This window comes from Corynebacterium capitovis DSM 44611 (genome assembly GCF_030440535.1).
Taxonomy (GTDB): Bacteria; Actinomycetota; Actinomycetes; order Mycobacteriales; family Mycobacteriaceae; genus Corynebacterium; species Corynebacterium capitovis.
Genome location: NZ_CP047117.1, coordinates 1,107,860 through 1,132,815 on the forward strand (window position 1 = coordinate 1,107,860; position 24,956 = coordinate 1,132,815).

The 24,956-nt window shown below is 63.7% G+C and carries 28 protein-coding genes and 1 tRNA gene; 18 read left to right on the forward strand and 11 right to left on the reverse strand.

The window, feature by feature from the left end; all coding sequences use genetic code 11:
• Positions 1-2 precede the first annotated feature (2 nt).
• Genes CAPI_RS05425 through CAPI_RS05435 form a run of 3 tightly spaced genes read left to right on the forward strand, consistent with a single transcriptional unit; the run spans position 3 to position 2,341 of the window.
• Positions 3-368 carry a metal-sulfur cluster assembly factor gene (locus tag CAPI_RS05425; RefSeq protein WP_018017029.1) on the forward strand — a complete coding sequence of 122 codons (366 nt, stop codon included), beginning with the start codon at positions 3-5 and terminating at the stop codon, positions 366-368.
• Positions 369-425: 57 nt separating this feature from the next.
• Positions 426-2,054 (forward strand): ABC-F family ATP-binding cassette domain-containing protein, encoded by a 1,629-nt coding sequence (locus CAPI_RS05430; RefSeq protein WP_018017030.1) that lies wholly within the window; start codon positions 426-428, stop codon positions 2,052-2,054.
• Positions 2,055-2,077: 23 nt separating this feature from the next.
• Positions 2,078-2,341, forward strand: coding sequence for a hypothetical protein (locus tag CAPI_RS05435; protein ID WP_018017031.1), 264 nt, complete (start codon positions 2,078-2,080; stop codon positions 2,339-2,341).
• 129 nt (positions 2,342-2,470) lie between these two features.
• On the opposite strand, the gene CAPI_RS05440 is transcribed toward CAPI_RS05435, so the two are convergent.
• Positions 2,471-3,841, reverse strand: coding sequence for a PFL family protein (locus CAPI_RS05440; RefSeq protein WP_018017032.1), 1,371 nt, complete (start codon positions 3,839-3,841; stop codon positions 2,471-2,473).
• Positions 3,842-3,844: 3 nt separating this feature from the next.
• Entirely contained in the window at positions 3,845-4,123 is a 279-nt protein-coding gene (locus CAPI_RS05445; RefSeq protein ID WP_018017033.1) for an ACT domain-containing protein, read from the reverse strand.
• A gap of 38 nt (positions 4,124-4,161) precedes the next feature.
• Here CAPI_RS05445 and CAPI_RS05450 point away from each other — a divergent pair, with 38 nt between their 5' ends.
• Positions 4,162-4,818: an NAD(P)H-binding protein gene (locus CAPI_RS05450; protein WP_018017034.1), complete on the forward strand. Its 657-nt coding sequence runs from the start codon at positions 4,162-4,164 to the stop codon at positions 4,816-4,818.
• Here CAPI_RS05450 and CAPI_RS05455 read toward each other — a convergent pair.
• The 3 genes from CAPI_RS05455 to acnA form a co-directional block, all read right to left on the reverse strand.
• Complete coding sequence (locus tag CAPI_RS05455) at positions 4,815-5,534, reverse strand: glutamine amidotransferase-related protein (protein ID WP_018017035.1); 720 nt, start codon at positions 5,532-5,534, stop codon at positions 4,815-4,817. The two genes, CAPI_RS05450 and CAPI_RS05455, sit on opposite strands and share 4 nt — an antisense overlap.
• A gap of 24 nt (positions 5,535-5,558) precedes the next feature.
• Complete coding sequence (locus CAPI_RS05460; protein WP_018017036.1) at positions 5,559-6,125, reverse strand: TetR/AcrR family transcriptional regulator; 567 nt, start codon at positions 6,123-6,125, stop codon at positions 5,559-5,561.
• An 88-nt stretch (positions 6,126-6,213) separates the two neighbouring features.
• The gene (acnA, locus tag CAPI_RS05465; protein WP_211205596.1) at positions 6,214-8,994 is read right to left on the reverse strand and encodes an aconitate hydratase AcnA; all 2,781 of its coding nucleotides are present in this window, start codon (positions 8,992-8,994) and stop codon (positions 6,214-6,216) included.
• 326 nt (positions 8,995-9,320) lie between these two features.
• Between acnA and CAPI_RS05470 the strand changes: the two genes are divergently transcribed.
• The 3 genes from CAPI_RS05470 (at position 9,321) to CAPI_RS05480 (ending at position 12,873) form a co-directional block, all read left to right on the forward strand.
• Positions 9,321-9,821 (forward strand): Rv1476 family membrane protein, encoded by a 501-nt coding sequence (locus CAPI_RS05470; protein ID WP_018017038.1) that lies wholly within the window; start codon positions 9,321-9,323, stop codon positions 9,819-9,821.
• 360 nt (positions 9,822-10,181) lie between these two features.
• A complete protein-coding gene (locus CAPI_RS05475; RefSeq protein WP_018017039.1) occupies positions 10,182-11,813 on the forward strand; it encodes a DIP1281 family NlpC/P60 protein in 1,632 nt (543 codons plus the stop codon).
• Positions 11,814-11,823: 10 nt separating this feature from the next.
• A complete protein-coding gene (locus CAPI_RS05480; RefSeq protein ID WP_018017040.1) occupies positions 11,824-12,873 on the forward strand; it encodes a ferrochelatase in 1,050 nt (349 codons plus the stop codon).
• Here the strand turns inward: CAPI_RS05480 and CAPI_RS05485 are convergent.
• Positions 12,870-13,625, reverse strand: a complete 756-nt coding sequence (locus CAPI_RS05485; protein WP_018017041.1) for an Rv1486c family protein — start codon at positions 13,623-13,625, stop codon at positions 12,870-12,872. The genes CAPI_RS05480 and CAPI_RS05485 overlap by 4 nt on opposite strands.
• 33 nt (positions 13,626-13,658) lie before the next feature.
• Between CAPI_RS05485 and CAPI_RS05490 the strand changes: the two genes are divergently transcribed.
• Genes CAPI_RS05490 through CAPI_RS05500 form a run of 3 tightly spaced genes read left to right on the forward strand, consistent with a single transcriptional unit; the run spans position 13,659 to position 16,093 of the window.
• Positions 13,659-14,504 (forward strand): DUF3097 domain-containing protein, encoded by an 846-nt coding sequence (locus CAPI_RS05490; RefSeq protein WP_018017042.1) that lies wholly within the window; start codon positions 13,659-13,661, stop codon positions 14,502-14,504.
• Between the two features lie 9 nt (positions 14,505-14,513).
• Positions 14,514-14,942, forward strand: coding sequence for an NfeD family protein (locus CAPI_RS05495; RefSeq protein WP_018017043.1), 429 nt, complete (start codon positions 14,514-14,516; stop codon positions 14,940-14,942).
• The gene (locus CAPI_RS05500) at positions 14,942-16,093 is read left to right on the forward strand and encodes an SPFH domain-containing protein (protein WP_018017044.1); all 1,152 of its coding nucleotides are present in this window, start codon (positions 14,942-14,944) and stop codon (positions 16,091-16,093) included. The genes CAPI_RS05495 and CAPI_RS05500 overlap by 1 nt, the downstream gene beginning before the upstream one ends.
• On the opposite strand, the gene CAPI_RS05505 is transcribed toward CAPI_RS05500, so the two are convergent.
• The 3 genes from CAPI_RS05505 to CAPI_RS05515 all read right to left on the reverse strand — a co-directional run bounded on the left by CAPI_RS05505 (position 16,056) and on the right by CAPI_RS05515 (position 17,471).
• Complete coding sequence (locus CAPI_RS05505; protein WP_026157050.1) at positions 16,056-16,619, reverse strand: hypothetical protein; 564 nt, start codon at positions 16,617-16,619, stop codon at positions 16,056-16,058. The genes CAPI_RS05500 and CAPI_RS05505 overlap by 38 nt on opposite strands.
• 10 nt (positions 16,620-16,629) lie before the next feature.
• Positions 16,630-17,322 (reverse strand): TVP38/TMEM64 family protein, encoded by a 693-nt coding sequence (locus CAPI_RS05510; RefSeq protein ID WP_018017046.1) that lies wholly within the window; start codon positions 17,320-17,322, stop codon positions 16,630-16,632.
• A 63-nt stretch (positions 17,323-17,385) separates the two neighbouring features.
• Positions 17,386-17,471 (reverse strand) — tRNA-Leu (locus CAPI_RS05515).
• Between the two features lie 129 nt (positions 17,472-17,600).
• Between CAPI_RS05515 and CAPI_RS05520 the strand changes: the two genes are divergently transcribed.
• Both CAPI_RS05520 and CAPI_RS05525 read left to right on the forward strand, forming a co-directional pair.
• Complete coding sequence (locus tag CAPI_RS05520; protein WP_018017047.1) at positions 17,601-18,140, forward strand: YbhB/YbcL family Raf kinase inhibitor-like protein; 540 nt, start codon at positions 17,601-17,603, stop codon at positions 18,138-18,140.
• Positions 18,141-18,143: 3 nt separating this feature from the next.
• On the forward strand, positions 18,144-18,491 hold the full coding sequence (locus tag CAPI_RS05525; protein WP_018017048.1) for a hypothetical protein: 348 nt from the start codon (positions 18,144-18,146) through the stop codon (positions 18,489-18,491).
• Here CAPI_RS05525 and CAPI_RS05530 read toward each other — a convergent pair.
• Both CAPI_RS05530 and CAPI_RS05535 read right to left on the reverse strand, forming a co-directional pair.
• Entirely contained in the window at positions 18,466-19,521 is a 1,056-nt protein-coding gene (locus tag CAPI_RS05530; protein WP_435869251.1) for a quinone-dependent dihydroorotate dehydrogenase, read from the reverse strand. The genes CAPI_RS05525 and CAPI_RS05530 overlap by 26 nt on opposite strands.
• Before the next feature lie 26 nt (positions 19,522-19,547).
• Positions 19,548-20,576: a YncE family protein gene (locus CAPI_RS05535; RefSeq protein ID WP_040356557.1), complete on the reverse strand. Its 1,029-nt coding sequence runs from the start codon at positions 20,574-20,576 to the stop codon at positions 19,548-19,550.
• A 57-nt stretch (positions 20,577-20,633) separates the two neighbouring features.
• Between CAPI_RS05535 and CAPI_RS05540 the strand changes: the two genes are divergently transcribed.
• Genes CAPI_RS05540 through hisG form a run of 6 tightly spaced genes read left to right on the forward strand, consistent with a single transcriptional unit; the run spans position 20,634 to position 24,940 of the window.
• On the forward strand, positions 20,634-21,497 hold the full coding sequence (locus tag CAPI_RS05540; protein ID WP_018017051.1) for an undecaprenyl-diphosphate phosphatase: 864 nt from the start codon (positions 20,634-20,636) through the stop codon (positions 21,495-21,497).
• 4 nt (positions 21,498-21,501) lie between these two features.
• The gene (gene mshC / locus CAPI_RS05545; RefSeq protein WP_026157051.1) at positions 21,502-22,716 is read left to right on the forward strand and encodes a cysteine--1-D-myo-inosityl 2-amino-2-deoxy-alpha-D-glucopyranoside ligase; all 1,215 of its coding nucleotides are present in this window, start codon (positions 21,502-21,504) and stop codon (positions 22,714-22,716) included.
• Positions 22,717-22,740: 24 nt separating this feature from the next.
• Complete coding sequence (locus tag CAPI_RS05550) at positions 22,741-23,121, forward strand: hypothetical protein (RefSeq protein WP_018017053.1); 381 nt, start codon at positions 22,741-22,743, stop codon at positions 23,119-23,121.
• Positions 23,122-23,149: 28 nt separating this feature from the next.
• Positions 23,150-23,788 carry an HAD family hydrolase gene (locus tag CAPI_RS05555; protein WP_040356654.1) on the forward strand — a complete coding sequence of 213 codons (639 nt, stop codon included), beginning with the start codon at positions 23,150-23,152 and terminating at the stop codon, positions 23,786-23,788.
• Positions 23,772-24,071 carry a phosphoribosyl-ATP diphosphatase gene (locus CAPI_RS05560; protein ID WP_211205597.1) on the forward strand — a complete coding sequence of 100 codons (300 nt, stop codon included), beginning with the start codon at positions 23,772-23,774 and terminating at the stop codon, positions 24,069-24,071. The genes CAPI_RS05555 and CAPI_RS05560 overlap by 17 nt, the downstream gene beginning before the upstream one ends.
• 20 nt (positions 24,072-24,091) lie before the next feature.
• Positions 24,092-24,940, forward strand: a complete 849-nt coding sequence (hisG, locus tag CAPI_RS05565; RefSeq protein ID WP_026157052.1) for an ATP phosphoribosyltransferase — start codon at positions 24,092-24,094, stop codon at positions 24,938-24,940.
• Positions 24,941-24,956 lie beyond the last annotated feature (16 nt).

Below are 24,956 nucleotides of genomic sequence, written 5' to 3' on the forward strand. Positions count from 1 at the left end.
CGATGACCGAAGCTGAAAACACGCGTCCCGCTCAGACAGAAGAGCAGATCCAGCTCGCATCCGATGTTGCTGAGTTTATGCACGACGTCATTGACCCAGAACTGGGAATCAACGTCATCGATTTGGGCCTCGTGTACGACATCTGGATTGAAGAAGAAGAGACCACGAAGGCTGTCATCAACATGACGCTGACGTCCCCGGCGTGTCCGCTCACGGACATGCTGGAGGAGCAGACGGAACTCGCGGTGGTGCAGAACACCGAGGTGGACGAGGTCGTCATTAACTGGGTGTGGATGCCGCCGTGGGGGCCTCAAATGATCACTGAAGAAGGTCGCGAGCAGCTGCGCGCGCTCGGTTTCGCGGTATAGCGTAGCTGCGACGAGACGATGCGGGGGATCTGCGTTCGGTTGATACAGTAATTCCCCGTGATTGTCACCCAAGACCTCGAGGTTCGCGTCGGCGCCCGCACCCTGCTCACCGCTCCGGGGCAGCACCTCCGCGTCCAGGCGGGGGACCGCATCGGCCTGGTCGGGCGAAACGGCGCCGGCAAGACCACCACCATGCGCATCCTCGCCGGCGCCACCGAACCCTACGGTGGTTCGGTGATCCGCTCCGGAGAGATCGGGTATCTTCCCCAGGACTCGAAGGAGGGTGACATCGAGCAGTCCGCGCGCAACAGGGTGCTGTCCGCACGCGGCCTCGACGAGATCCGCCGCGGCATGGACAAGCAACAGGCGATCATGGAAACCGCGGAGGGCGCGCAGCGCGACCGCGCGATCGCCAAATACTCCAAGCTGGAGGAGCGCTTCCAGGCGCTGGGTGGGTACGAGGCCGACGCCGAGGCGGCGCAGATCTGCGACAACCTGGGGCTGCCCGAGCGCATCCTCGACCAGCCGCTGAAAACGCTCTCGGGCGGGCAGCGCCGCCGCGTCGAGCTCGCCCAGATCCTATTTGCCGCCAACAATGGCTCGGGCAAGTCGACGACGACGCTTCTTCTCGACGAGCCCACGAACCACCTCGACGCCGATTCAATCAACTGGCTGCGCGCCTTCCTGTCCAAACACGAAGGTGGGTTGATCATGATCTCCCACGACGTCGACCTTCTCGACGAGGTGTGCAATAAGGTGTGGTTCCTCGACGCAGTGCGGGCCGAGGCCGATGTGTACAACATGGGTTTTGCCAAGTACAAGGATGCCCGCGCCCTCGACGAAGCGCGACGGCGGCGCGAGCGTGCTAACGCGGAGAAGAAGGCCTCAGCGCTGCAGAAGCAGGCGGCGAAGCTGGGGGCGAAGGCGACGAAGGCGGCGGCAGCCAAGCAGATGCTCGCCCGCGCCGATCGGTTGATGAACGAGCTTGACGACATCCGCGTTGCCGACAAGGTCGCCACCATCTCTTTCCCCGAGCCCGCGCCCTGTGGCAAAACTCCCCTCTACGGCAAGGGCCTGACCAAGATGTACGGCTCCCTGGAGGTGTTTGCGGGCGTTGACCTTGCCATCGACAAAGGTTCACGAGTAGTGGTGCTGGGAACCAACGGCGCCGGCAAAACGACGTTGCTGAAGCTGCTCGCCGGGGTAGAACGAACCGACGGCGAAGGTGGGCTGGTCACCGGCCACGGTCTGAAGATCGGTTACTTCGCTCAGGAGCACGACACGATCGACGGCACACGGTCTGTGTGGGAAAACACGATTGCCGCCTGTCCGGACGCCGGGCAGCAGGACCTGCGTGGCCTGCTCGGGGCATTCATGTTCTCCGGGGACAAGTTGGATCAACCAGCCGGGACGCTGTCAGGCGGTGAGAAGACCCGTTTGGCGCTGGCCACGCTGGTTTCCTCGCGGGCGAACGTGTTACTTCTCGACGAGCCCACGAACAACCTGGACCCGCAGTCCCGCGAGCAGGTGCTCGACGCGCTCAAGACGTACACGGGCGCAGTTGTCCTGGTCACCCACGACCCAGGCGCGGTGCGCGCGCTGGAGCCGCAGCGCGTCATCATCATGCCCGAAGGCGACGAGGACATGTGGAGCGACGAGTACATGGAGATCGTCGAGCTGGCTTAGGAACCTGTGATAGCTTCAGTGCCATGTTCTGCTGGAACCGGGACAAGCAGGTACTTGACGACTTAGTCATCCGGATCGCGCACCTGGAAAGCACAGTTGTCGATCTCGCCGCACGGGCCGGGATCGAGGTCCCGCCCGGGAAACCGCTGGTTTCGCAGGCCGTGCGCGATCTCGTCGAGGAGGGGAAACCCATCGCGGCGATCAAGCGATTGCGGGAGGAAACCGGCCTGTCCCTCAGTGCCGCGAAACGGGTTGTCGACGGGCTCCAGACGGACCGGCCGAGTTAGAACTGCCGGTACCGCTGCGCAAAGTTCGCCATCAGCTGGTTGGTGAAGGTGTCGTCGCCGGCTGGGACTCATGAGGTTCAAGGGTACGGTGGTGGCCCCACCGTCGTGAAACGAGCATGCGTGTTCGAATCAGTTTCGGAAACCGTGAACCGGGGCGGGGATGAACCCCCCGCGTTGAATGAACGTCGCATTGCCCACCTGACTGACCGGGATGACCGGCGCGTACCCTAGCAGGCCGCCGAAGTTGACCTCGTCGCCTGGAGCGGTGTCGGGTACGGGGATGAGGCGCGCGGCGGTGGTCTTGTGGTTCATCACGCCGATCGCGGCCTCGTCGGCAATCATGCCGGCGATGAGCTCAGCTGATGTGTCTCCGGGGATCGCAATCATGTCGAAGCCAACCGAGCAGATCGAGGTCATCGCCTCAAGCTTGTCCATGGAAATGGAACCAGCCCGCACGGCGTCGATCATCCCCTGATCCTCCGACACGGGGATAAAGGAACCTGACAAACCGCCCACGCGCGAACACGCCATCATGCCGCCCTTCTTCACGGCGTCATTGAGCAGCGCGAGGGCCGCGGTCGTCCCATGGGTGCCCACTTGGTCTAGACCCATGCGCTCCAGGATGTGGGCCACGGAGTCCCCAACCTCGGCGGTGGGAGCCAGAGAGAGGTCCACGATGCCAAAGGGGACGCCGAGTCTTTCCGACGCCATCGTGCCCACCAGCTGGCCCGCCCGCGTGATCTTGAACGCTGCCTTCTTGATTTCTTCCGCAACCTCATTCAGGCTGGCGCCCTCGAGGGATCCGATCGCGTGGTCGACGACGCCGGGCCCGGATACACCCACGGATACGACGGTGTCCGGCTCCTCGATCCCGTGAAACGCCCCGGCCATGAACGGGTTGTCTCCGACCGCATTGGCGAAGACGACGAGCTTCGCGCACGCAATGGAGGAGCGGTCTTTGGTGAGCTCGGCGGCCTCCTTGATCACCTCACCCATGGTGCGCACCGCGTCCATGTTGATCCCCGCCCGTGACGTCGCGACGTTGACGGAACCGCACACGGCCTCGGTGTCGCTGAGGGCTTCCGGGATGGAGCGGATGAGACGCATATCCGAGGCAGTCGCTCCCTTTTCGACGAGCGCCGAGTACCCTCCCACAAAGTTGACACCGAGCTCGCGGGCAGCGCGGTCGAGGGTGCGTGCTAGGTCGACGGGGTTACCGTCGACACCTGCCGCCACCAGGCTGATGGGCGAAACCGAGATCCGCTTGTTCACGATCGGTATGCCCAGCTCACGCTCGATACCCTCGCACACCTCGACCAGTCTGGCCGCGCGGGTACTCACCACGTCGTAGACGGCACGACACGTCTCTTCCATCGAGCTGCGGGTGCACCCGATAAGGGAGATGCCCATCGTTACCGTTCGGATGTCTAGGCGATAGTCCTCGATCATGTGGATGACATCGAGGATGTGACTGGACTTGAAGTCGAAATCGACGGCCATACGCTAAACCTCGTTCATGGCAGTGAACAGTGCCTCGGACTGGATGCGGACGATAACTCCCAGGCGCGCTCCCACCTCATCGAAGCGTTCTTGGAGCGTGGAGACGTCGGGGCCGTCGGCACCGTCCTTGGTGGTTTCCACTCGCATGACCATGGTGAAGTAGTCATCCATGATTGTCTGCGACAGGTCGAGGATGTTGAGCCCATTTTCCGCTGCCGCTCCCGCAACGCCGGCGATGATGCCGACGCGGTCCGCGCCCGTAGTCGTAATAATTGCGTGCATGTGGCAGAAGTTTATCCCGCGCCGCTACGGTGGAGCCCATGAACCGCGACTCGCGCATCCTCGTCCTCGGTGCGGGCGGCAGAGTTAGCGCGCTCGCCGTGCCCCTACTAGTAGAACAAGGCCATCGGGTTACTGGGCTCGTTCGAGACCCCAGGCACGAGCAGCCGCTTATCGACGCCGGGGCGTCCCCTCTGCTTCGTGACCTAACGGCAACCACTGTCTCCGAGTGGGTCGAGCTCCTCCCCAGTTTCGAGACCGTTGTCTGGTCGGCGGGCGCCGGTGGGGGAGACGCGGCGCGCACCTTCGCGGTCGACCGTGATGCCGCGATGACGGTGGTTGACGCTTTGGAGCAGCTGGGCGATCAGGCGCCGCGGCTGGTCATGGTGTCCTACGCAGGGGCGATGCACGCGACCGCGGAGGACGACGGCAGTTCGTGGTACGCGTATGTGGAGAGCAAGAAAGCCGTCGACAAGCGATTGTCCGCGTCGCAGCTAACGCATATCATCCTCGGACCCGGCGCCTTGACCGATAAACCGTCGACGGGGATCGAGTTTTACCGAAACAGTTCCCGGCGCGACACGCCGCGGGAGCTCGTTGCGCAGGTCATCGCGGAGGTGGTCGGGCGCGCGTCGTGGGATGGCCTGCCGAATCCACTCGAGTTCGTCGGAGGGGCGGGGAGCGTCTCAGACCTCTAGCGGCAAAACTCGGTGAAGCGGCGAAGCAGGGTGTTAGCCCAGTGGACGTCGATCTGCGGGAGTGCGGAGACGATCGTGTCGTACTCCGTCAGGGGGAAGTACCCGTAGTCGTAGTAGAAGTCCATCCTCCTCTTCATCGCCGTAGCGTCCATCTCGGCGTGAAACTGGGTCGCCCATACGTTGCTCCCGTACCGGACAATCTGCGTGGGGCACGTTGGACCCGTCGCCAGGATCTCGAGGGGCGATGGTAGGACCTCGGGATTCTCGGTGTGGCCCGTGAACGCCTGAAACGTGGTGGGGAACCCGTCGAGGAGCGGGTCTTCGCGGCCGGCCGGGGTGAGATTAACGACCGTGGGGCCAGACACCTCGGGGGCGGAATGGCTGACGGTTCCTCCCAGATTGTCGACAAGCCAGCTGATTCCAAAGCAGACAAAAAACGTGGGAACGCCGCTAGAGAGGACCTGAGAAAGCTGGGCGTGAATGTGCAACTGCCAGGGCGAGTAACTCGGGGAGGTGATATTAAGCGAACTGCCCCCCACAATCACACCCGCAAACCCGTCGAGGGGGCCCACCGTGTCGTTGACGCTGGCGATGACACGCATCTCCACATCTGCTGCGCCCAGACCCGTGGATTCTAAGACGTCGTGGAGCTCGGCGGCCGCTACGGCTGGTCCGATCTCCCCGTTTCGAAGCGAAATCAGGAGAAACGAGGGCATGAACGGTATTCTATACCGCTCGGTCTATAGTTCCGCATCGGGTCGGCGCACCGACTGTTCCACGAAGTCAAGCATGCGCTCAAGTTTATCGACGGGCTCCCCGGCCGCCATCCGCGAAATCAGCCCGTCCATCACTGTCGAAAGATAGGTCTGCAGCAGGTCCAAGGAGACGTCCTCGCGCATCACCGAGTTACGTTCTAAGCGCGCGTGGACGGCGTTTTCCAAGACCTCTTGGTGGCTGCGCCACCGCGCCTCGAAATCCTCGTCTGTCCGCAATCGACGGAGAATTTCTGCCCGGGTAGCGTACCACTCGTTCTGTTCCGGGTTCGTCAGCAGATGTCGCATCACCTCAATCAGGCCGTTTTCGGCCACGACCTCGGCTTGCCGGGCCGCATCCTCGCTCGCGATCGCGAGGAATAGCGCCTCCTTGTCGCCGAAATGGTGGAAGATGGCGCCCCGTGTTTTGCCGGTCGCTTTTTCCAATCGGGTGACGGTCGCCCCCTCGTACCCGTAGCGGGCGAAGCAGGTACGTGCGGCGTCGATAATTTCTTGGCGTCGGCGGCTTAACTCGCTGGCGGAGACGATGGGCATGGCACACCTCGGGGAGTGATACGGGAAGAAAAAGGGTGAAGGGGCCGTCCGGCCGAAACCGAATGACCCCTCCGTTCATGCTGGCGAGTTAGCTCTTCACCATCTGACGCAGCACGTACTGCAGAATGCCGCCGTGGCGGTAGTACTCAGCTTCACCCGGTGTATCCACGCGGACGACGGCGTCGAACTCCACCGTCTCGCCGCTGTCCTTGGTCGCCGTGACCTTGACTGTCGACGGGATAGTCTCCCCGTCGTTGAATGCGGTGATGCCCGTGATGTCAAAGGTCTCGGTGCCGTCGAGACCCAGCGACTCGTGGGACTCCCCAGCCGGGAACTGGAGGGGGAGCACACCCATTCCGATCAGGTTCGAACGGTGAATGCGCTCGAAGGACTCCGTGATCACGGCGCGCACGCCAAGCAAGTTCGTCCCTTTAGCGGCCCAGTCGCGGGAGGAACCGGTGCCGTACTCCTTACCAGCGAGGACGACCAGCGGGATACCGGCCGCTTCGTAGTTTTGCGCGGCGTCGTAGATAAAGGCCTGCGGCGCACCCTCCTGGGTGAAGTCGCGGGTGTACCCGCCGGCTTCGTCCACGAGCTGGTTGCGCAGACGGATGTTGGCGAAGGTGCCTCGCACCATGACCTCGTGGTTTCCGCGGCGCGAACCAAAGGAGTTGTAGTCCTGACGCGCGACACCGTGCTCGTCGAGGTAGTTCGCGGCCGGCGTGCCCGGTTTGATGGACGAAGCAGGGGAGATGTGGTCGGTGGTCACCGAGTCGCCCAGCTTTGCCAGGACCCGGGCGCCCGAGATGTCTTCCACAGCTTCCGGCTCCGTCGGCATGCCGTCGAAGTACGGCGCCTTCCGGATGTAGGTGGAGTCTTCGTTCCAGTCGAAGGTCTTGCCCTGGGGGATGTCGAGACCCTGCCACTGGGCGTCACCCTTGAAGACGTCGGCGTAATCGGCCTCGTACATCTCACGGGAGATGGTGTCGGCGATCGTCTTCTCGATCTCTTCGGCGGACGGCCACACGTCCTTGAGGAAGACGTCGTTGCCGTTCTGGTCTTGGCCGAGCGCCTGGGTCTCGAAATCGAAGTCCATCGTCCCGGCGATGGAGTAAGCGATGACCAGCAACGGGGAGGCGAGGTAGTTCATCTTGACGTCGGGGGAGATGCGGCCCTCGAAGTTGCGGTTGCCGGAAAGGACGGCGGTAGCAGTTAGATCGAACTCGTTGATGGCCTCTGACACCTCGGTTGGCAGAGGGCCGGAGTTTCCGATGCAGGATGCACAGCCGAAACCGGAGAGGTAGAAGCCGACAGCCTCGAGGTCCTTCCACAGGTCGGCGCGCTCGTAGTACCCGTCGACGACCTGGGAGCCCGGCGCCATGATGGTCTTCACCCATGGCTTGGCGCGAAGGCCACGCTCCGCTGCCTTGCGGGCGAGAAGCGCTGCGCCGACCATCACCGAGGGGTTGGACGTGTTCGTGCACGACGTGATGGCCGCGATTGCCACCATGCCGTGGTCCACTGTGTACTCGCCGCCCTGCGGGGACTCGATGACAACCGGCTTGGAAGCGCGGCCCTCAGCGCCCACGGCAGCGGACTCGCCGTGGCCCGGCCAGGACTCGTTGTAGGAAACGGACTCCGTCTTGGGGGCGCGGACCGGTTCGAAGGTCTGGTCTCCGGCGTCGTTGTAATCGGGCAGCTGCGCACGGAAGGTCGCCTTGGATTCGCTCAGCAGAATGCGGTCCTGCGGGCGCTTCGGGCCGGCGATGGACGGCACGACCGTGGACAGGTCCAGCTCCAGGTACTCAGAGTACTTGGCCTCGGGGGCGTCCTGCTCGAGCCACATACCCTGCGCTTTGGCGTAAGCCTCGACCCGATCGAGGGTCTCTTGGTCACGTCCGGTGAGGTGGAGGTAGTTGATGGTCTCTTCGTCGATCGGGAAGATCGCACAGGTGGAACCGAACTCGGGGGACATGTTGCCGATCGTGGCGCGGTTAGCAAGCGGAATCTGCTTCACACCGTTGCCGTAAAACTCAACGAACTTCTGCACCACGCCATGCTGACGGAGCATCTCGGTGATGGTGAGCACAACGTCCGTGGCCGTGACGCCAACAGGGATCTCACCGGTCAGCTTGAAACCGACAACGCGCGGGATCAGCATGGAAACGGGCTGGCCCAGCATGGCCGCTTCAGCCTCGATACCTCCGACGCCCCAGCCGAGGATACCCAGGCCGTTTTCCATCGTCGTGTGCGAGTCGGTGCCGATACAGGTGTCCGGGTATGCGACCCCGTCGTTATCGAACACGACGCGGGACAGGTACTCAATGTTGACCTGGTGAACGATGCCCGTTCCCGGGGGGACGACACGGAAGTTCGAGAAGTTCTCCGCACCCCAGCGAAGGAACTGATACCGCTCCTCGTTGCGCTCGTACTCGATCTCAACGTTCTTATCCAGCGCCTCGGTCGACCCGAACGCCTCGATAATGACGGAGTGGTCGATGACCATTTCCGCAGGGTTGAGCGGGTTCACCTGATCCGGGTTGCCACCCAGAGTGGACACGGCTTCACGCATCGTGGCCAAGTCAACGACACAGGGAACACCGGTGAAGTCCTGCATGAGGACGCGGGCCGGCGTGAACTGGATCTCAACGGACGGCTCGGCGTCGGGGTCCCAGTTGGCGATCGCACGGATGTGGTCTTCGGTGACGTTCTTGCCGTCCTCCGTGCGGAGGAGGTTTTCGCCCAGAACCTTCAGGGAGTAGGGCAGTTTCTCCATGCCTTCCACTGCATCGAGGGCGAAGTAGTCGTAAGACTTGCCACCAACCTCGAGAGTTTTCTTGGCATTGAAGGAGTTCTTGCTATCAGCCACAGTGAGCTCCATTTCTCGTCGTTAAACCAATCTGGGCGCGAGGACCCAGCGGGTGGTCGTTGTCCAAGTGTATGGGAGGAAACGGGGGCCGACGGCATTCTTAACGTAACGATCGTTATGTTCAGCCTGTGATTTCGCTCTCACTCCAGCTTAAGACCTTTTCACCACCAAGGATGCCTGCTAAGGGAAGCCTTACTTGTCCCCCCTTTGGGTGTAGAGCGTCACCCACCCCGTTGCCATTCCCGTGACGTAAACTGCCCATTCGAACGAAACTGGACTCGAGCGGTCCGGGCAGCCCGCGCAGACCCAATAAGAAAGGCAGAGCCATGATTCCCACCGATGTCGATATGGGGTCATTGGAAAGCCAGCTAGAGGAAGACGGAGTGGCGTTCGCCGACACTGCGCCAGTAAATACGGGAATCGAAGCCTCGGTCCTGCGTGCCCTCTCTAGCACCGACGTCTCCTCACTGGGATCTGTCGGTTTCGTTGCCCTCGCGGCGACCCCGGAACAACCCGCAGACATGCGCGATATCGCACACGACCTCTCGAGCGCGACAGGGCTGGACACCGTGGTGGTCCGGACCCCCGACGTTGCCATGGCGGTAAGTAGCAAGCTCACCCGAGCTCAAGTCGAGCGTGCCCAAGTAGCAATGGTCAAAGAGAAGGAATATGGAGCGAGCGTGACCGCCTTCGCGCAGGCCTCTCGCCACGAAACGACCCCGTGGGTCCCCCTCTCCATGCTCCTCGCCGTGGTGGTAGTACTCGCCTTCTTCTCGACGTTTAAACGCACCGCCCATGGGTTATATCAAGCTCGCATTCTTGACTGAATCGGCGTCTGTGACAGATTTCACACCTGGCACGCCGGCGCGCCTCTCCCCAGCGTGTCGCCCGCGTGAAGCGTGGGGCGAACTGATATCCGCGTGAAAAACGGTAAAGATTAAGACACGAATTAAATAAGTGACGTATGGTTCTTTCGTCGGCTCCAGAGTCGAAGGTAAGCACATCCTTCTCACCTGTTTTCGCGCTAGTTCCTAGTCAGCTCGGGCGCGATTGGTGGGCTACGTCAGGCCTGCGGGGAAGCACGTCCCGGCGGATGGGTCACCTTCACCGAGGGGCCGTGTCAGTAGTCAGCAGATGATCCGCATGTCAAGCCTCAAACCTTGATACGCGGTGTGAGGAGCTCCTCTATGGGCAACCCTTCCACGGGCATGCGAACGCGATGGTCTCGCGTCGTGATCAGCGTTGTGGCGTGCACCGCCAGCCTATCTATCGTTTCTACGGTTTCTCCGACCCCCTCGCGTGCGCAAGCTACCCCGGACGGCCAGGACAGCCAGGAGAGCTCGGTGACCCGGCTCATCGCATCAGTGTCGGAAGCGCAGAGCCGTATCGACGAGTTAAACCGCAACTTCGGCGCCTTGCGCGAGGCGGCCAACAAGGCGCTCGTCGATCTCGACGATGCGCAGTCGCGAGCCGAGCAGGCTCGCAGAGGCTCCCTCGACGCCAAGGACCAGTTAACCGAGGCACAGGCCGCCGTCTCTCAAGCGCGCGCGGCGCTTTCCGAGATTTCCCGCAGCACTTACCGCAACCAGGGAAACCCCTCCCGTGTGGCGGGGTTGACTGGGGGGAGTGCGCAGGAAGATCTCCTCGACCGGTCTGTGTACCTGGATCAACAAACGGCGGAAAAACAACAGCGCCTCGCTGACGTAGAGCGTGCGCGAACCGCGGCGGCGAACGACGAGTCACTCGCGCGTCAAACCAGCCAGCTGGCCGAGCGAACAGCCTCCGAGGCGTCTGAAGCCGAACAGGACGCGCGCACCGCGCTCGAGGACAGTCAGTCGTCTCTCGATTCCGCACTTGCCGACCGCACACAGGCGGAAGACGACCTCCGTAGCGCCCGACAGGCTCTTGCTAAGGCTCGCCCCGAGGCGGCCACGAGCGAGCAAACTCCGGGTGCGGGGGCCGGGGAAAACTACGCTCAGCAGAAGGCAATCCAGCCTGAATCTGTCTCCGCAGATGTCGTGGAACAGGTCCGTTCTCAGGTGGCCGATGCTGCGCCGGACGTCCCGCAGCCAAGCGACGAGCAAATTGCGAACGCGATCGCTGTCGCTCGGACTGTCGCCGATGAATCGAGCGAGGAAGCGTCGGACCCGGTTGCGCAGGCGTCGTCAATCGTCGCTGCCGCGGCGCACGTGGGCGCGACCCAGGCCGATCACGGCAAGCTGGACAACCCGTACGGGGACAGTACGAGCAAACTCATCGCCGCATTCTCCACCAGCCTCAGCGCAGCCCTTTCCGCGGGTGAGGCGTTGGAGGCCTCTGAGGCTTCCGACGCTAAAGAAGAATCGGGATCCACCACTGTCGCTGACATCCTCCCGAAGGTTAATTCGGCCGAGGACGTGAGCAAACAGGTCAGCACCGCCACCTCCGGAGCGTCCATCGAAACGGTGATCGCCCGCGCGGAGTCGATGATCGGCACCCCCTACGTGTGGGGTGGCGGAGACGCGAGCGGCCCCACCGCGGGCGTTGACGGTGGCGACCAGCTCGGGTTCGACTGCTCCGGGCTGGTCCTCTACGCGTTCGCTGCGGCCGGCATCTCCTTGCCTCATTACACCGGTTACCAGTACCTCCGCGGCACCCAGATTGACCCCAGCGAAGCGAAACGAGGAGACCTCTTCTTCTGGGGTCCGGAGGGCAGCCAGCACGTTGCCATCTACCTGGGGAATGGCAGCATGATCGAGGCCCCCCAAGCCGGCCAAAACGTGCAGATTTCTCCCGTCCGTTGGTCGGGAATGTCCGCGAAGGCCGTACGCCTGCTCTAGCATGAGAGCCATGGCTCTATACGACTACGACGCGCTCCTCGTCCTTTCCTTCGGCGGCCCCGAAGGGGAGGACGAGGTCATTCCATTTCTTGAAAACGTGACGCGGGGCCGGGGCATTCCCCGTGAGCGTTTGGCGGAAGTGGGAGAGCACTATTTCCATTTCGGCGGGGTCAGCCCGATCAACGATCAGAACCGCACGATCATCGCGAACGTCGAAAAGGAGCTGGCCCGGCGGGGCCATGACCTGCCGGTGTACTTCGGCAACCGCAACTGGCACCCCTTCGCGGAGGACGCCGCCGCCAAGATCGTCGCTGATGGGCATCACCGGGTTCTCGTGTTCGCCACTTCCGCCTGGGGCGGGTACTCGGCGTGCAGGCAGTATGACGAGGATATCCAACGGCTGCGCGAGAACGCGCCGGAGCTGGAGTTCACGAAGCTCTGGCAGTTCTTCGGCCACCCGGAGTTCATCAAACTGCACGCTGATGAGCTGCGTGAAGCGTGGGAAAAAGAGGGCGGGGAAGGTACCAGAGTGTTATTCAGCGCTCACAGCGTCCCCACTGCAGCCGACAACGCCTCCGGCGGGCCCGAGGATGCACAGCTGTACTCGCGGCAGGTGGCGGAGGCGGCTCGCTTAGTCGCGGACGAGGCCGGCGTGAGCGATTACGAGGTCGTCTGGCAATCGCGGTCGGGCAATCCCGCTACCCCGTGGCTCGAGCCGGATGTCGTGGACCGCGCTGTGGAGCTCGGTGATGCCGGTGCCAGCCACATCATCTGCGTGCCCATCGGGTTCATCACCGACCACATGGAGGTTATCTGGGACCTCGATACCGAGCTGCGCGAGGCCGTTGAGGAACGCGGGATGACGCTCAACCGCCTCGCTACGGTCGGCCTCACGGACGAGTTCGCCGGACTAGTCGTCGATTTAGCGGAAAATGTCGCGCAGGGCGCGGAGCCAGCCAGCTTGTCGACGGTTACCGCCCAGGGCTGCACCGTCAACGGCGCCCCGTGCAGCCCGGAATGCTGCACGGCGTCCCGGCCTGCCCACGCGAACGCCAGCTAGCGCTCCTGCCGAGCCCTCCAGTAGGACAAAACAGCCTCGGTCACCCCAACCATCCGCGCCGTGCGGATGTAGGACCACAACCCGTTTAGCTGCGGGTCATAAGTATGATCACCCAGCGTGTCGGCCACTGTTTCGACGATGGCCGCCACTCGGTCCGCACGCGCAAAGAGCTTGGCTGCACGCGGGCTCACGTCGAGCGGAAGCCCTGGTGTGTCGTAAAAGTCGGCTAGGGTACCGACGGTCAATCGAGCGTTTGGTACGCGAGTGCTCACGCCTCCGCCGGACTCAATGAGCAGCGCGGCTTCCTCGGTCGCGCGCGCCAGCAGCCGGTCGGCCTCCCCGGGGCTCAACCATGACGGCTCCGGAAGGCGCTCCTCCTCCACGAACCAGCGCCAGGTGACGCCGTCGGTGGCATAAGCAGGAACGAGAATGTGGTTCAGCGCGTCCGTTCCCCTGATAGCGATGCACCCGGCGGAAGTCAACGCCGCCGCGGCGTCCGAACCGGCAGGAAGCGCCGCAGCCTGGCCGGGCCCCGCCAAAATGAGCCGGAGCGCACCGGGCGCCGTGAGATCGGCGGCACGGCGGACGTCGCGAAGCAGGTGCGCAACACCCTCACCTGCGAACGAGTGATCCCCTCCAAGGTCGGTGAGGGCATCTAAAACCTCGTCCGTCGATTCGGCCCCGTAGAGCCACGCCGCGAGCCACACCGCGGTGTTTTGCAGGGGGGAATAGACCTGAGCGCGCGTATACACCGCGGCTATCTTAGCGGATAGAATGGCACGACTATGGCATACGACGATCGTTACTCGGGGGACATCCTTTCCGGCCACCGCCGCCGTGAGAAACCGGCTTACCCTCAGGTCCCAGCTGTTCCGGGCCGCGTCGTAGAGGTGTACGGCGGAAACTTCGTCGGTGCAGTGATCAATACGGAACGAACCTACGACGGCGAGTTTGTACGCCTCGAAGACCGCTACGGAAACCAGCGACTCTTCAAGCTGCTTCCCGGGGCTTTTCTTGTCGACGGCACACGTTCCACCCTCACCCGTCACGCGGGTCAGCCACCCGCATCCCCCCGAAAGTCCAATTCGGGGTCACGGCGCGTGGAAGACGTTCGGGCGCGGGTCGCGCAACCGAGCCGCATGTGGGTCGAGGGAATTCATGACGCGGCCATTGTGGAAAAGGTGTGGGGTCACGACCTGCGCGTCGAAGGCGTTGTCGTTGAGTACCTGGAGGGCCTAGACAACCTGCCGGACCGCCTACGCGAATTCCAGCCCGGCCCGGGCCGTCGCGTAGGGGTGCTCGCCGACCACCTTCTGGAGGGGACCAAGGAGTCGCTCCTCACCAGCAGTCTTGGCCCCGACGTCCTCGTGACTGGCCACCCGTACGTTGACATCTGGGCCGCGGTGAAGCCATCGAGTGTGCGGATTGCCCGCTGGCCGGAGGTCCCCTATGGGGAGGACTGGAAGACTGGGGTGTGCGCCCGCCTTGGGTGGTCTGACACAAAGGAAGGATGGAATCGCGTATACGGTGCCGTGCGAACGTTCCGAGACCTAGACCACACGTTGATCGGAGCCGTCGAGCGCCTCGTTGACTTCCTAACAAACCCTGAACTGCGGAAAGAAGACGTGTAGGGTGGTCCCGTGGGCCCTCTCGTCTGGTTGATCTCAGCAGCTGTTCTTGCCGTTTTAGAGCTGGCGGCGGGGGAGTTCACGTTCCTCATGATTGCCGCGGGTGCCTTGTCCACCGCCGGTGCCGCCGCCTTCGGTTTACCTCTGTGGGCCGAGGTCGCGGTCTTTGCCGTCTCCTCCGCAGCGTTCTGGTTCTTCCTGCGCCCATACCTGCACCGACGGTTTCTCGCGCCCGCTGCCTTCGACGACTCGCCACGAGCTCTTGTCGGGTCACCGGCTGTGGTGATCGAGGACATCACCCCCTCGGGCGGTCAGATCCGCCTAGAGGGTTCTATCTGGTCAGCCCGTTCGCTCGACCCGGCCGTCGTGATCCCTGCGGGTGGCCATGTAACCGTGTCAGCTATCGACGGCCCCGTCGCGGTCGTCTGGAAGGAAGGATGATGGGCCCTATCGTCGCCCTCATAATCATCGCGCTTGTCGTGGCGGTGTTGTTCACCTCAATTAAGCTCATACCGCAGGGGGAGGCCGCTGTCGTCGAACGTCTCGGGCGCTACACCCGCACCGTCTCGGGTGGGGTCACGCTGCTCGTGCCGTTCATCGACAGGGTGCGCGCGCGAGTGGACACCCGCGAGCGCGTCGTGTCCTTCCCTCCTCAGGCCGTGATCACCCAGGACAACCTCACCGTCGCCATCGACACCGTGGTGACATTCCAAATTAACGACCCTGCGAGGGCGATTTATGGCGTCGATAACTACTTGGTCGGCGTGGAGCAAATCTCCGTGGCCACGCTGCGAGACGTCGTGGGTGGCATGACGCTCGAAGAGACCCTAACCTCTCGAGAGACAATCAATCGTCGGTTGCGCGGGGAACTGGACGCAGCGACGGGGAAGTGGGGGCTGCGAATTAGCCGAGTGGAGCTCAAGGCGATCGATCCGCCGCCGTCAATCCAGCAATCCATGGAAATGCAGATGAAGGCCGACCGCGAGAAGCGGGCGATGATTCTCACCGCTGAGGGAAAGCGCGAGTCCGACATCAAAACGGCGGAGGGTGAGAAGCAGGCACGAATCCTCTCCGCGGAAGGTGAAAAGCACGCCGCGATTCTCAACGCGGAAGCGGAGCGCCAGGCGACGATTCTCCGTGCAGAGGGCGAGCGGGCCGCCAAGTTCCTTGAGGCGCAGGGCGAGGCGCGCGCTATCCAGAAGGTCAACGCCGCCATCAAGGCGTCGGGGGTGACTCCCGAGCTGTTGTCTTACCAGTACCTAGAGAAGCTGCCGAAGATTGCGGAGAACAAGGCGGCGACCATGTGGATGATCCCCTCCGCTTTCGGCGACTCGCTAGAGCAATTCGCACGCGCCATGGCGAAGAAGGATGATGACGGTGTGTTCCGCTATGAGCCCTCCGGAGTCGACAAAGACACCCGGGATCTCGTCGGTCAGGAGGACACAGATGAGTGGTTCGACACCTCCACTGACCCTGAGCTGGCCAAAGCGTTGGCCGAGGCGCGCGCGGTGGCGAACAAGCACGTCGACGACCCCGACCCCACCGCACAGCCAACTATTGAGCGGGCGACGGCGCCGCAGCCCGAGCGATAAGGTTAAGAACCAGTTTCCACCCAGCCTGCTCCGCACGCCACCCGGCGGCCTGCAGGCGCTGGCTCATCGCTTGTTTGGAGATGCCGAGCTCTTCGGCTGCCTCGTTTTGGTTATACCCGCCCCGCAAGAGAGCGGTGGCCTGCCGCCCTTCGAAGGTGCGCTTGTGTACAAGGTGCCCAAGCAAGGCAAGGGCGGCTGCAATATCCTCGGCGTCGGTTCCGGCCCCGCGTCCCTCCACTTTGACGGATACCACCCCCGCCCGGTGGCCTGCAGCCGCCGTCGCCAAGGGGAGGGCGTCGTTGGTGTCGGAGATGCCAAGGCCGACGGCCCAGTTGCCGTCGGCAAGCAAGGCCATAATGACGTTGAGAACAGCTTCGGGGCTGGACACGGCAGCGCGAATGTCCTCAACTCCGCACACCTCGAAGTCCTCGACACCCGGCAGCGTCGATAACGCGCCGGCAGAGCGACGTACCAACTCCGCGCGGCGCCTCTCCCTACCTCGGTAGCGGGCATGAACGGCTATCACGTCTGAGAGTCTAGTTGTCTACCCCTGTGCCTTGACTCGACACGCGGGCGGATGCTCGAGTGTCTGAGCGGGTGGGCAAGGCGGCATCCGCGATGAGCCCCCCGATCCCGCATAGCGCGAGGATGACCGTGAGGGCTACGACCGCGGGGTTCGCCGTGCCGGTGAGCGTGTCGCCGAAAAAGACCGTGCCGACGGTGCCGGGGAGCGAACCCGCGAAGGTTGCCGCGGCGAAGGGGAGCACTGGAACGCGGGTGAGCGCCGCGGTGTAGTTCATGATGGAGAACGGAACCACCGCAATCATCCTCAGGCTCGCCACCGCCAGCCACCCCCGCTGCTCTAGGTGGCGGTTTACCAGCTCGACAGCCGGGTGTGTGAGGCGGGGAGCGATCCAATCCCGCAGCAACCCCCTCACGACGAGCAGGGAGACGACGGCTGAGGCGGTAGTCGCCGTGATGGCAAGCACCGCACCCCACACCCCTCCAAACAAGACCCCCGCGGAAATCGTCAGGAGGGTCCGGGGGACGGGGAACTGGGTCACGAGGACGTAGAGCATCCAGAACAGCAACGGGAACCACTCACCGGCGTGCGCCGACCACTGTCGGAGACTGGACAGCGACGGGATCTCGAGGGACCTCCACGCCACCAGAAAAGCGACGCCGACCACAATGAGCGCGATGACGCGCCAGATCGAGGATTTCTGCACCGGCGGCCCTTCCATTGCAAAGAAAAACCCGAGACACCGTGGAAACCGTGTCTCGGGAGACTGTGCCCGAGGGGGGACTTGAACCCCCACGTCCGTTAATAGGACACTAGCACCTCAAGCTAGCGCGTCTGCCATTCCGCCACCCGGGCCGGGTAGTGTTTCAGCCTCTCGGCTGGGCACTTGGAATACTATAAGGTGGTGCGCCGCTCCTTACAAAATCGCCAGGCCAGAGGGCACTTTGCCTGCGTAGTGGTGGAGGATTCGGTAGAACGGAGGGCATGACTACTTACGACTACACTTCGGACGCCTTCCCCGGACCGGACCCTTATGCCCCGCTGCGGGAACTCCCAGCCTTTGAGCTAACCTCAACCGACCTAAGCAGCGGGGACAAGCTGGGCCCGAAGCTCGTCGGCGAGGCCGCAACCTCCCCGCAGCTTGCGTGGTCGGGCCTGCCGGAGGGGACGAAATCCCTCGCAGTGACCCTGTTCGACCCCGACGCGCCCACAGCTTCGGGATACTGGCACTGGGCCGCATTCAACATCCCAGCCTCAGTGAGTGAGCTCCCCTCTGGCTCGGGCGCCACACCTGATCTCGGGGTCGGCGCCACCACGCTGGTGGGGGACTCGGGACAGCGGGCATTTTACGGCGCGAACCCGCCCGCGGGCCACGGGCCTCACCGGTACATCGTGGCGGTGCACGCGGTGGACGTTGACACGCTCGACGTCCCGGATGACGCGTCTCCCGCGGCCCTCGGCTTCAACCTTTACTTCCACTCGCTGGGTCGGGCGATCCTGTGGGGTTGGTACGAGAACAACTGACGCATGATTCCAGTTCAGCTTCGAGCCGGCGGGGCCTTCATGGTCCTCGCCGTCGTCTTTCTTCTCCTCGCGGCGCTCGCGTTCTTCCGCGGGGAGCACATTGTCGCCATCACCGCGCGGGAGGCCGTGATTGCAGTCGCGGCCGCAATCTTTGGCGCCAACGCGACCTTCATCAAGGGGCAGGAGCGTACGCGGGGGCAGGTTGGCCTCCTCGGGGTCGCGGTCGCGCTCCTCGCGTGCGGGGCGTTTCTGCCTCGGGTGGTCCTGTTCTACGCGGAGCCGTTCTGGCTCATCTTGTGGGCGGTGGTCGCGGCGGTGTGCGCGCTTATTCTGCGTCGGAACGCCATGTGAGGCCGCTCCCCACGGCATCGCTAATCGACGTCAACCCGTGCGCCCTGACCTGCCGAGCGAGTCCCTGGTGTACGCCGCGGACCCACCCAAGGCCCCCGTAGATAAACGGGGTGTAACCCTGCAGCAAGCTCGCCCCAGCACTCACCCTTGCCCAGGCGCGCTCTGGTGTTGAGATTCCGCCCACACTCACGAGCACGAGCTGGTCTCCTACCCGCCCGTGCAGGCGCCGCAGCACTTCTAGGGATCGAGCGTTCAGCGGCTCTCCCGAAATCCCTCCGGGTCCCATCGCCTCGACGTCGGAGGCGCTGGTGCGCAGCCCGGCGCGCGAAACTGTCGTGTTGGTCGCAACGATGCCGGCGAGGCCGAGGTCGACCGCCAGATCGGCGACGGCGTCGATGTCATCATCGCTGAGGTCGGGCGCGATCTTTACTAAGACCGGGGCGTCGGTGGCGCCCGTGACGGCCCGCAGAATGGGGCGGAGCTCGTCGACGGCCTGCAGATCCCTCAACCCGGGCGTGTTGGGGGAGGAGACGTTGACTACCAGGTAATCGGCGAGGGGACCGAGGACGGTGGCCCCGGATCGGTAATCGGCCACCGCGTCGGCCGCCGTCTTGTTCTTCCCGATGTTGATCCCGACCACGTCGGTGGCCCGCTTTGCTTGCAGGTTCTTGGCGACGTTCAGGATGCCGTCGTTGTTAAAACCCATTCGGTTCAGCAGGGCCTTGTCCTGGGGAAGCCGAAAGAGCCGGGGCGCGGGGTTGCCCGGCTGCGGAAGTGGAGTCACCGTGCCCATCTCGGCGTAGCCGAAGCCCACCGCGCCCCACGCCCGCAGGGCGCGGGCGTTTTTGTCAAAACCTGCCGCGAGACCTAGCGGGGCGGGAAAGTGCACGCCGAAGAGGTCCTGCTCTAGAACCGGGTCGTGCACCCGGAGCGCGCGCTCCATGGAGACATTGACGGGGCCGAGGGTATGCAGGGCGCGCAACCCCCCGCTGACGATGCCGTGGATGCGCTCTGGAGGAAGGAGAAACATGGCCTTGAGTGCGGAATCGTACAGCCTCACGAGAGTGCTCCTTCAATGGTGGAGGGGGAAACTACTTGTATTCCGTCGCCGGCAGCCGAGGCCAGGACGAGGGTGCCGTCGTTCAGCGAGATCATGGACTGCGCGTCGCGGACCGTCGGAAAGCTCGCTCGGCGCGATGGGACGCCCTTCGAGAGGTCATAACCCTCCGCCGTGTTCAGCGCCGTCGAAGCCGTCCAGGCGAGGCGGTGAGCGTCATCCCACGCGACAGCCCAGGGATTCGAGGCGACGGGGGCGCTCATTTGCAGGCGAATCACGTTGTCAACGAGGTAAACCAGCAGCTGGGACCCCGTCGCGTCCGACGCGAGAACGAGTCCGCCCGGCCCCGTCGCGATCGTGCCAATGCCCAACCCTGCGCGCAGCGTCCCGCCTTGGCGCCCGTTGGCGATGTCGAGGTTTTGGACGGTCGTGTCGAAGCGGTTGACGCGCACCGCCTGATCTGTCGAGTCTCCAGCGTCCCCGCGGGGCACCGCTACCAGAAGGTCGGTCTCCCTCGCCGCGGTAAATGAGTCCGCGACCTTTCCATCGCGGTAGACGTGCACGGTGCGATCCGCGTCGCTTGCGGCAAGCACGTCGCCTGCCGACGTCACCGCGACCGCCGTGGCGTTTGCCTCCGCCGGAGTCTCCGTCTCCCCGCCGGGGGTGAACATCCGGATCGTGTCCCCACAGCCCGCGGCGAAGACGCCGGGGGAGGCGGAAACAGCACCACAGGAGTCATCCAGCGCGAACGAGCGCCCTGCACCGGAGACGATCTCATCGAGCGTTCCCACCGTGAGCGTGCCGGCAGATCGAACCGCGATCAATGCGCCGTCGGTTGCGAGCGACGTTACCGCGGGGGAGGAAGTGACCTCTCCCGCAGGTTCCACCGTGACGTCGGGCGAGGCGGCGGGGGAGGCGTTGCCCATGTACTCGGCAGCGTCGCTGGGTTCACCCGAGGGGGTGGACTGACACCCGGCCACAACCGCCCCGAGGATTAGGGCGGCGACCATTAAATTTGCTTTCCTCACAACGGCCCAGACTAGCCCAGACTAGCAACGCCCCAACCGGGGGTAGGGTGTGAACCCATGACTGACGCTTCTCCTCTGGCGGATTCCATGAGCTGGGTTCAGGTTTTGGTTCTCTCCGTGGTCCAGGGCCTAACGGAATTTCTGCCAGTTTCCTCCTCCGGGCACCTCCGTATCGTTTCCCAGGCGTTCTGGGGTCACGATGCGGGTGCGAGCTTCACAGCTGTCATCCAACTGGGTACGGAAGCAGCGGTGCTCGTGTTCTTTGCAAAAGACATTTGGAGGATCGCGGTGGCATGGTTCGCCGGGTTGTTCAACAAAGACAAGCGCGACTACGACTACCGAATGGGGTGGATGGTCATCGCCGGCACCATTCCTGTTGCGCTCCTCGGTGTCCTTCTCAAAGACCTGATCCGAGACAACTTTCGCAACCTCTGGATCACAGCAACCGTGCTGGTGGTCTTTTCGCTCGTGTTCATCCTCGCGGAGCACCGCGGCACGAAGTCGCGCGGGTATAGAGACCTCACGATGAAAGACGCTCTGATTATGGGCGCGTGGCAGTGCCTCGCGCTTATTCCCGGTGTGTCGCGCTCCGGTGGCACGATCTCGGGCGGGCTTTTCCTCAACCTCGAACGCGAGGTAGCCACCCGTTTTAGCTTCCTGCTGGCTATCCCCGCGGTCCTGGCCTCGGGGTTGTTTTCCCTGCCGGACGCGTTCCACCCCGAGGATGGACAGGCGGCCACCGGCGCGCAGCTGGCGGTGGGAACGGGCATTGCTTTCGTCTTGGGCTACATCTCTATTGCATGGCTGCTGAAGTTTGTGTCGAATCACTCCTTCGCCTGGTTCGCCGCCTATCGCATTCCCCTGGGTGTCCTGGTCGCGGTACTCCTAGCCACAGGCATGATGAGCCCGGCGGTAGGGTAACGACATGCATTCTTGGCCCGCCCCCTCCGTTCCCGTTGTCGCCGGCACCCCAGTCGCCCTATCCCTTTATGACACCGCAGACCAAGCCGTAAAACCTGTTGACATCACGCCTGATCCCCGTGGGGAGGTGGGAATGTACGTGTGCGGGATCACCCCCTACGACGCAACCCACCTTGGCCACGCCGCCACATACCTCACGTTCGATCTCATTCACCGCCAATTGCTGGCTAACGGTCTCCGCGTCCACTACGTGCAAAACGTCACCGATGTCGACGACCCGCTTTTCGAACGCGCCGAGCGCGACGGCGTCGATTGGCGTGACCTCGGGGCACGTCAAGTAGACCTGTTCCGCAGCGATATGGAACTGCTCGGGGTCATCCCCCCACGCGAGTACGTCGGCGCGATGGAGTCCGTGGGCGAGGTCATCGAGATGGTCGCCTCGCTTCTCGACGCCAACGCGGCGTACCGGCTCGACCACGGCGACATCTACGCGTCGGTCAACGCCACGCCACAGTTCGGATACGAATCGAACTTCACCCGCGAGGACATGGAGCATTTCTTCGCGGAGCGCGGCGGCGACCCCGAACGAGAGGGAAAGCGCGACCCGCTCGACGCCCTCGTCTGGCGTGGTTACCGCGAGGGGGAGCCAGCCTGGGACGGCGCCCTCGGGCCCGGCCGACCCGGGTGGCACGTGGAATGCTCGGCGATTGCGACGAATCGGCTCGGCGCGTCCTTCGCTATCCAAGGCGGTGGTTCGGACCTTGCGTTTCCGCACCACGAGTTCTCGGCTGCACACGCCGAGGCCGCGTATGGCGTGCCGCGGATGGCGGGCCACTACGTCCACGCCGGGATGATCGCCCTGAACGGAACGAAGATGTCGAAGTCGTTGGGCAACCTCGTCTTTGTACACAAACTCACCGGCGCCGGTCACGAGGCCTCAGCCATCCGGCTCGCGCTCTTCGCGGTCCACTACCGCGCGGACCGTGACTTCTCGGAGACCGCGCTGGAGTTAGCTGGGCGGCGCCTCTCGTCGTGGCGAGAGACGCTGTCCCGCGAGGTGACGCTGGAGGAGGCCACGGAGGTCGTCGACAAGATGCGGACCGCGCTGGCTGATGATTTGGACACCCCGCGGGCGCTGACATGCGTCGATGAGGCGCGCGGCGATCACGACGGGATTATCGCCGCAGCTCTCGACGGCCTGCTCGGCGTGCGCCTCTAGGTTCTTTGACACACAATTGCGTACATGAGCATCCGCGAGCAGTTTCAGCCCGACGTCGACGAGTTCATCTCCGACCTGACCACTTTCGCCTCCGGTTCCTACCTCAGAGACGAGGAGCGGGAATCGTGGGACGAGCCCTTCGACCCCTCGGTGCTGCCGCAGCTGAAGGGTGAACTAGAGAAATTCCTCGACGCCCTCGAGCTCCTCGGTGACGACCCGGACGGGGAGGCGCTAGCTAGGGTGGTAACGCCTTTCTACGACAACCTGCAAGCCTTCAACCGCGCTCACGCCGATGCCGTTCTCGAACCCGAAGAAAAGGCAGACATCGCGGAGCTCGTCTACCGAGCCGCTGCAGCGACCGGTGCCGATGACGAGGCGCTTGCCGCTGTACCCGAGCTGGAGTGACGTGACACTCGACGCGATTTTCTGGGACATGGACGGCACACTCGTTGACACAGAGCCCCTGTGGGGTGTGGCCACCTACGAGCTTTCCGAACGCCTTGGCCGTCGCCTCACGCCCGAGCTTCGCGAAGCGACGGTAGGCGGCAGTTTTGCCAACACCCTCGCTGTGTGCGCACGGCACGCGGGGCTCACGCTTGACGACGCCGATAGCGCCCACTACAAGGAGTGGATGTACCAGCGGATGAGCGAGCTCATTGGCCACGATTTGCTGCCGAACCCCGGCATTGACGGACTACTCGCCGACCTGGCCGAGGCCGGCGTGCCCATGTACGTGACCACCAACACCGAACGCCGCCTCGCCGATGTCTGCATCAACGCCGTCGGGCGCGACTACTTCGCGGGGTCCATCACGGGGGATGAGGTGGCACACCCCAAGCCCGCCCCGGACATGTACGCCGAGGCTGCGCGTAGGGCGGGGGCGCGCCCGGAGCGCTGTTTGGTCTTCGAGGACTCCTGGGCAGGGATGAGTGCCGCCGCCGCCGCTGGGTGCCGGGTCTTCGGTCTCGCGGAGGCGGTCCCGCGCGGAGTCACGCGATTTGATCCGGCTCGGTTCGTCGGCGCCACGGCTCGCGATGTCGAGGCATGGTTCTCCGATGGCGACGCAGCCTAATGGGATATTATGTGGCCTTGTGAAAACTTTCGATGAACTTTATGCCGAGTTGGCCACCCGTGCCCAGCTCCGCCCCGACGGCTCCTCCACCGTGGAAGCGCTGGACAAGGGCGAACATTTCATTGGCAAAAAGATCATCGAAGAAGCCGGAGAAGTCTGGATCGCCGCCGAGTACCAGTCCGATGAGGAGCTGGCAGAGGAGATGAGCCAACTGATGTACTGGACACAGGTCATGATGCTCAAGCGCGGGCTGACCCCGGACGACCTTTATCGATACCTCTAGGAGCGCGCGTGAACGAACAGATCATCAAGATCGCTGTGCCCAACAAGGGCGCGCTTTCTGACCGCGCGGTGGAAGTGCTCACCGAGGCCGGGTACAAGGGTCGGAGCATGAACAAAGCCCTCAACGTCCTCGATGAGGACAACCGGGTCGAGTTTTTCTTTCTCCGCCCGAAGGACATTGCTATTTATGTGGCGCAGGGTCACCTGGACCTGGGCATTACGGGGCGTGACCTGGCCCTCGATTCCCGCGCAGACGTTGAAGAAGTAATGGCCCTGGGCTTCGGCGCCTCTTCTTTCCGCTTCGCCGCGCCGAAGGATGAAGCGTGGACGGTCGAACAGCTCGACGGCGCGCGGATTGCCACGTCGTACGCGAACTTGGTGGAGGACTACCTCGCGGCGCGGGGAATCACGCCCGCACAGGTCATCCGTCTTGACGGCGCGGTGGAAATCTCCATCAAACTCGGGGTGGCGGACGTGATCGCGGACGTCGTCTCCACGGGAGCCACGTTGAGGCAACAGGGCCTCGTGCCCTTCGGGGAGGCGGTGGCCAGCAGCGAGGCGGTCGTCGTCACACGAAAAGGCTTGACCCTCGGCCCGGCGCACGACGTCGTCCTCAAGCGGATCCGCGGGATCCTCAACGCCCAGACGTACCTCATGATCGATTACAACGTTGCGCGCGCGGGGCTGGAGGCGGCATCGGCGATCACGCCCGGGATCACGGGGCCCACCGTCTCCCCCCTGTCGAGGGAGGGCTGGGTGGCCGTGCGGGCCATGGTGCCAAAGGTCGACGCCAACAAAGTTATGGACGCGCTGGCGGGGGTAGGAGCAGAGGGTATCTTAGCCACAGAGCTACGCATCGCGCGCCTGTGAGGGTGCGTAGTATTGC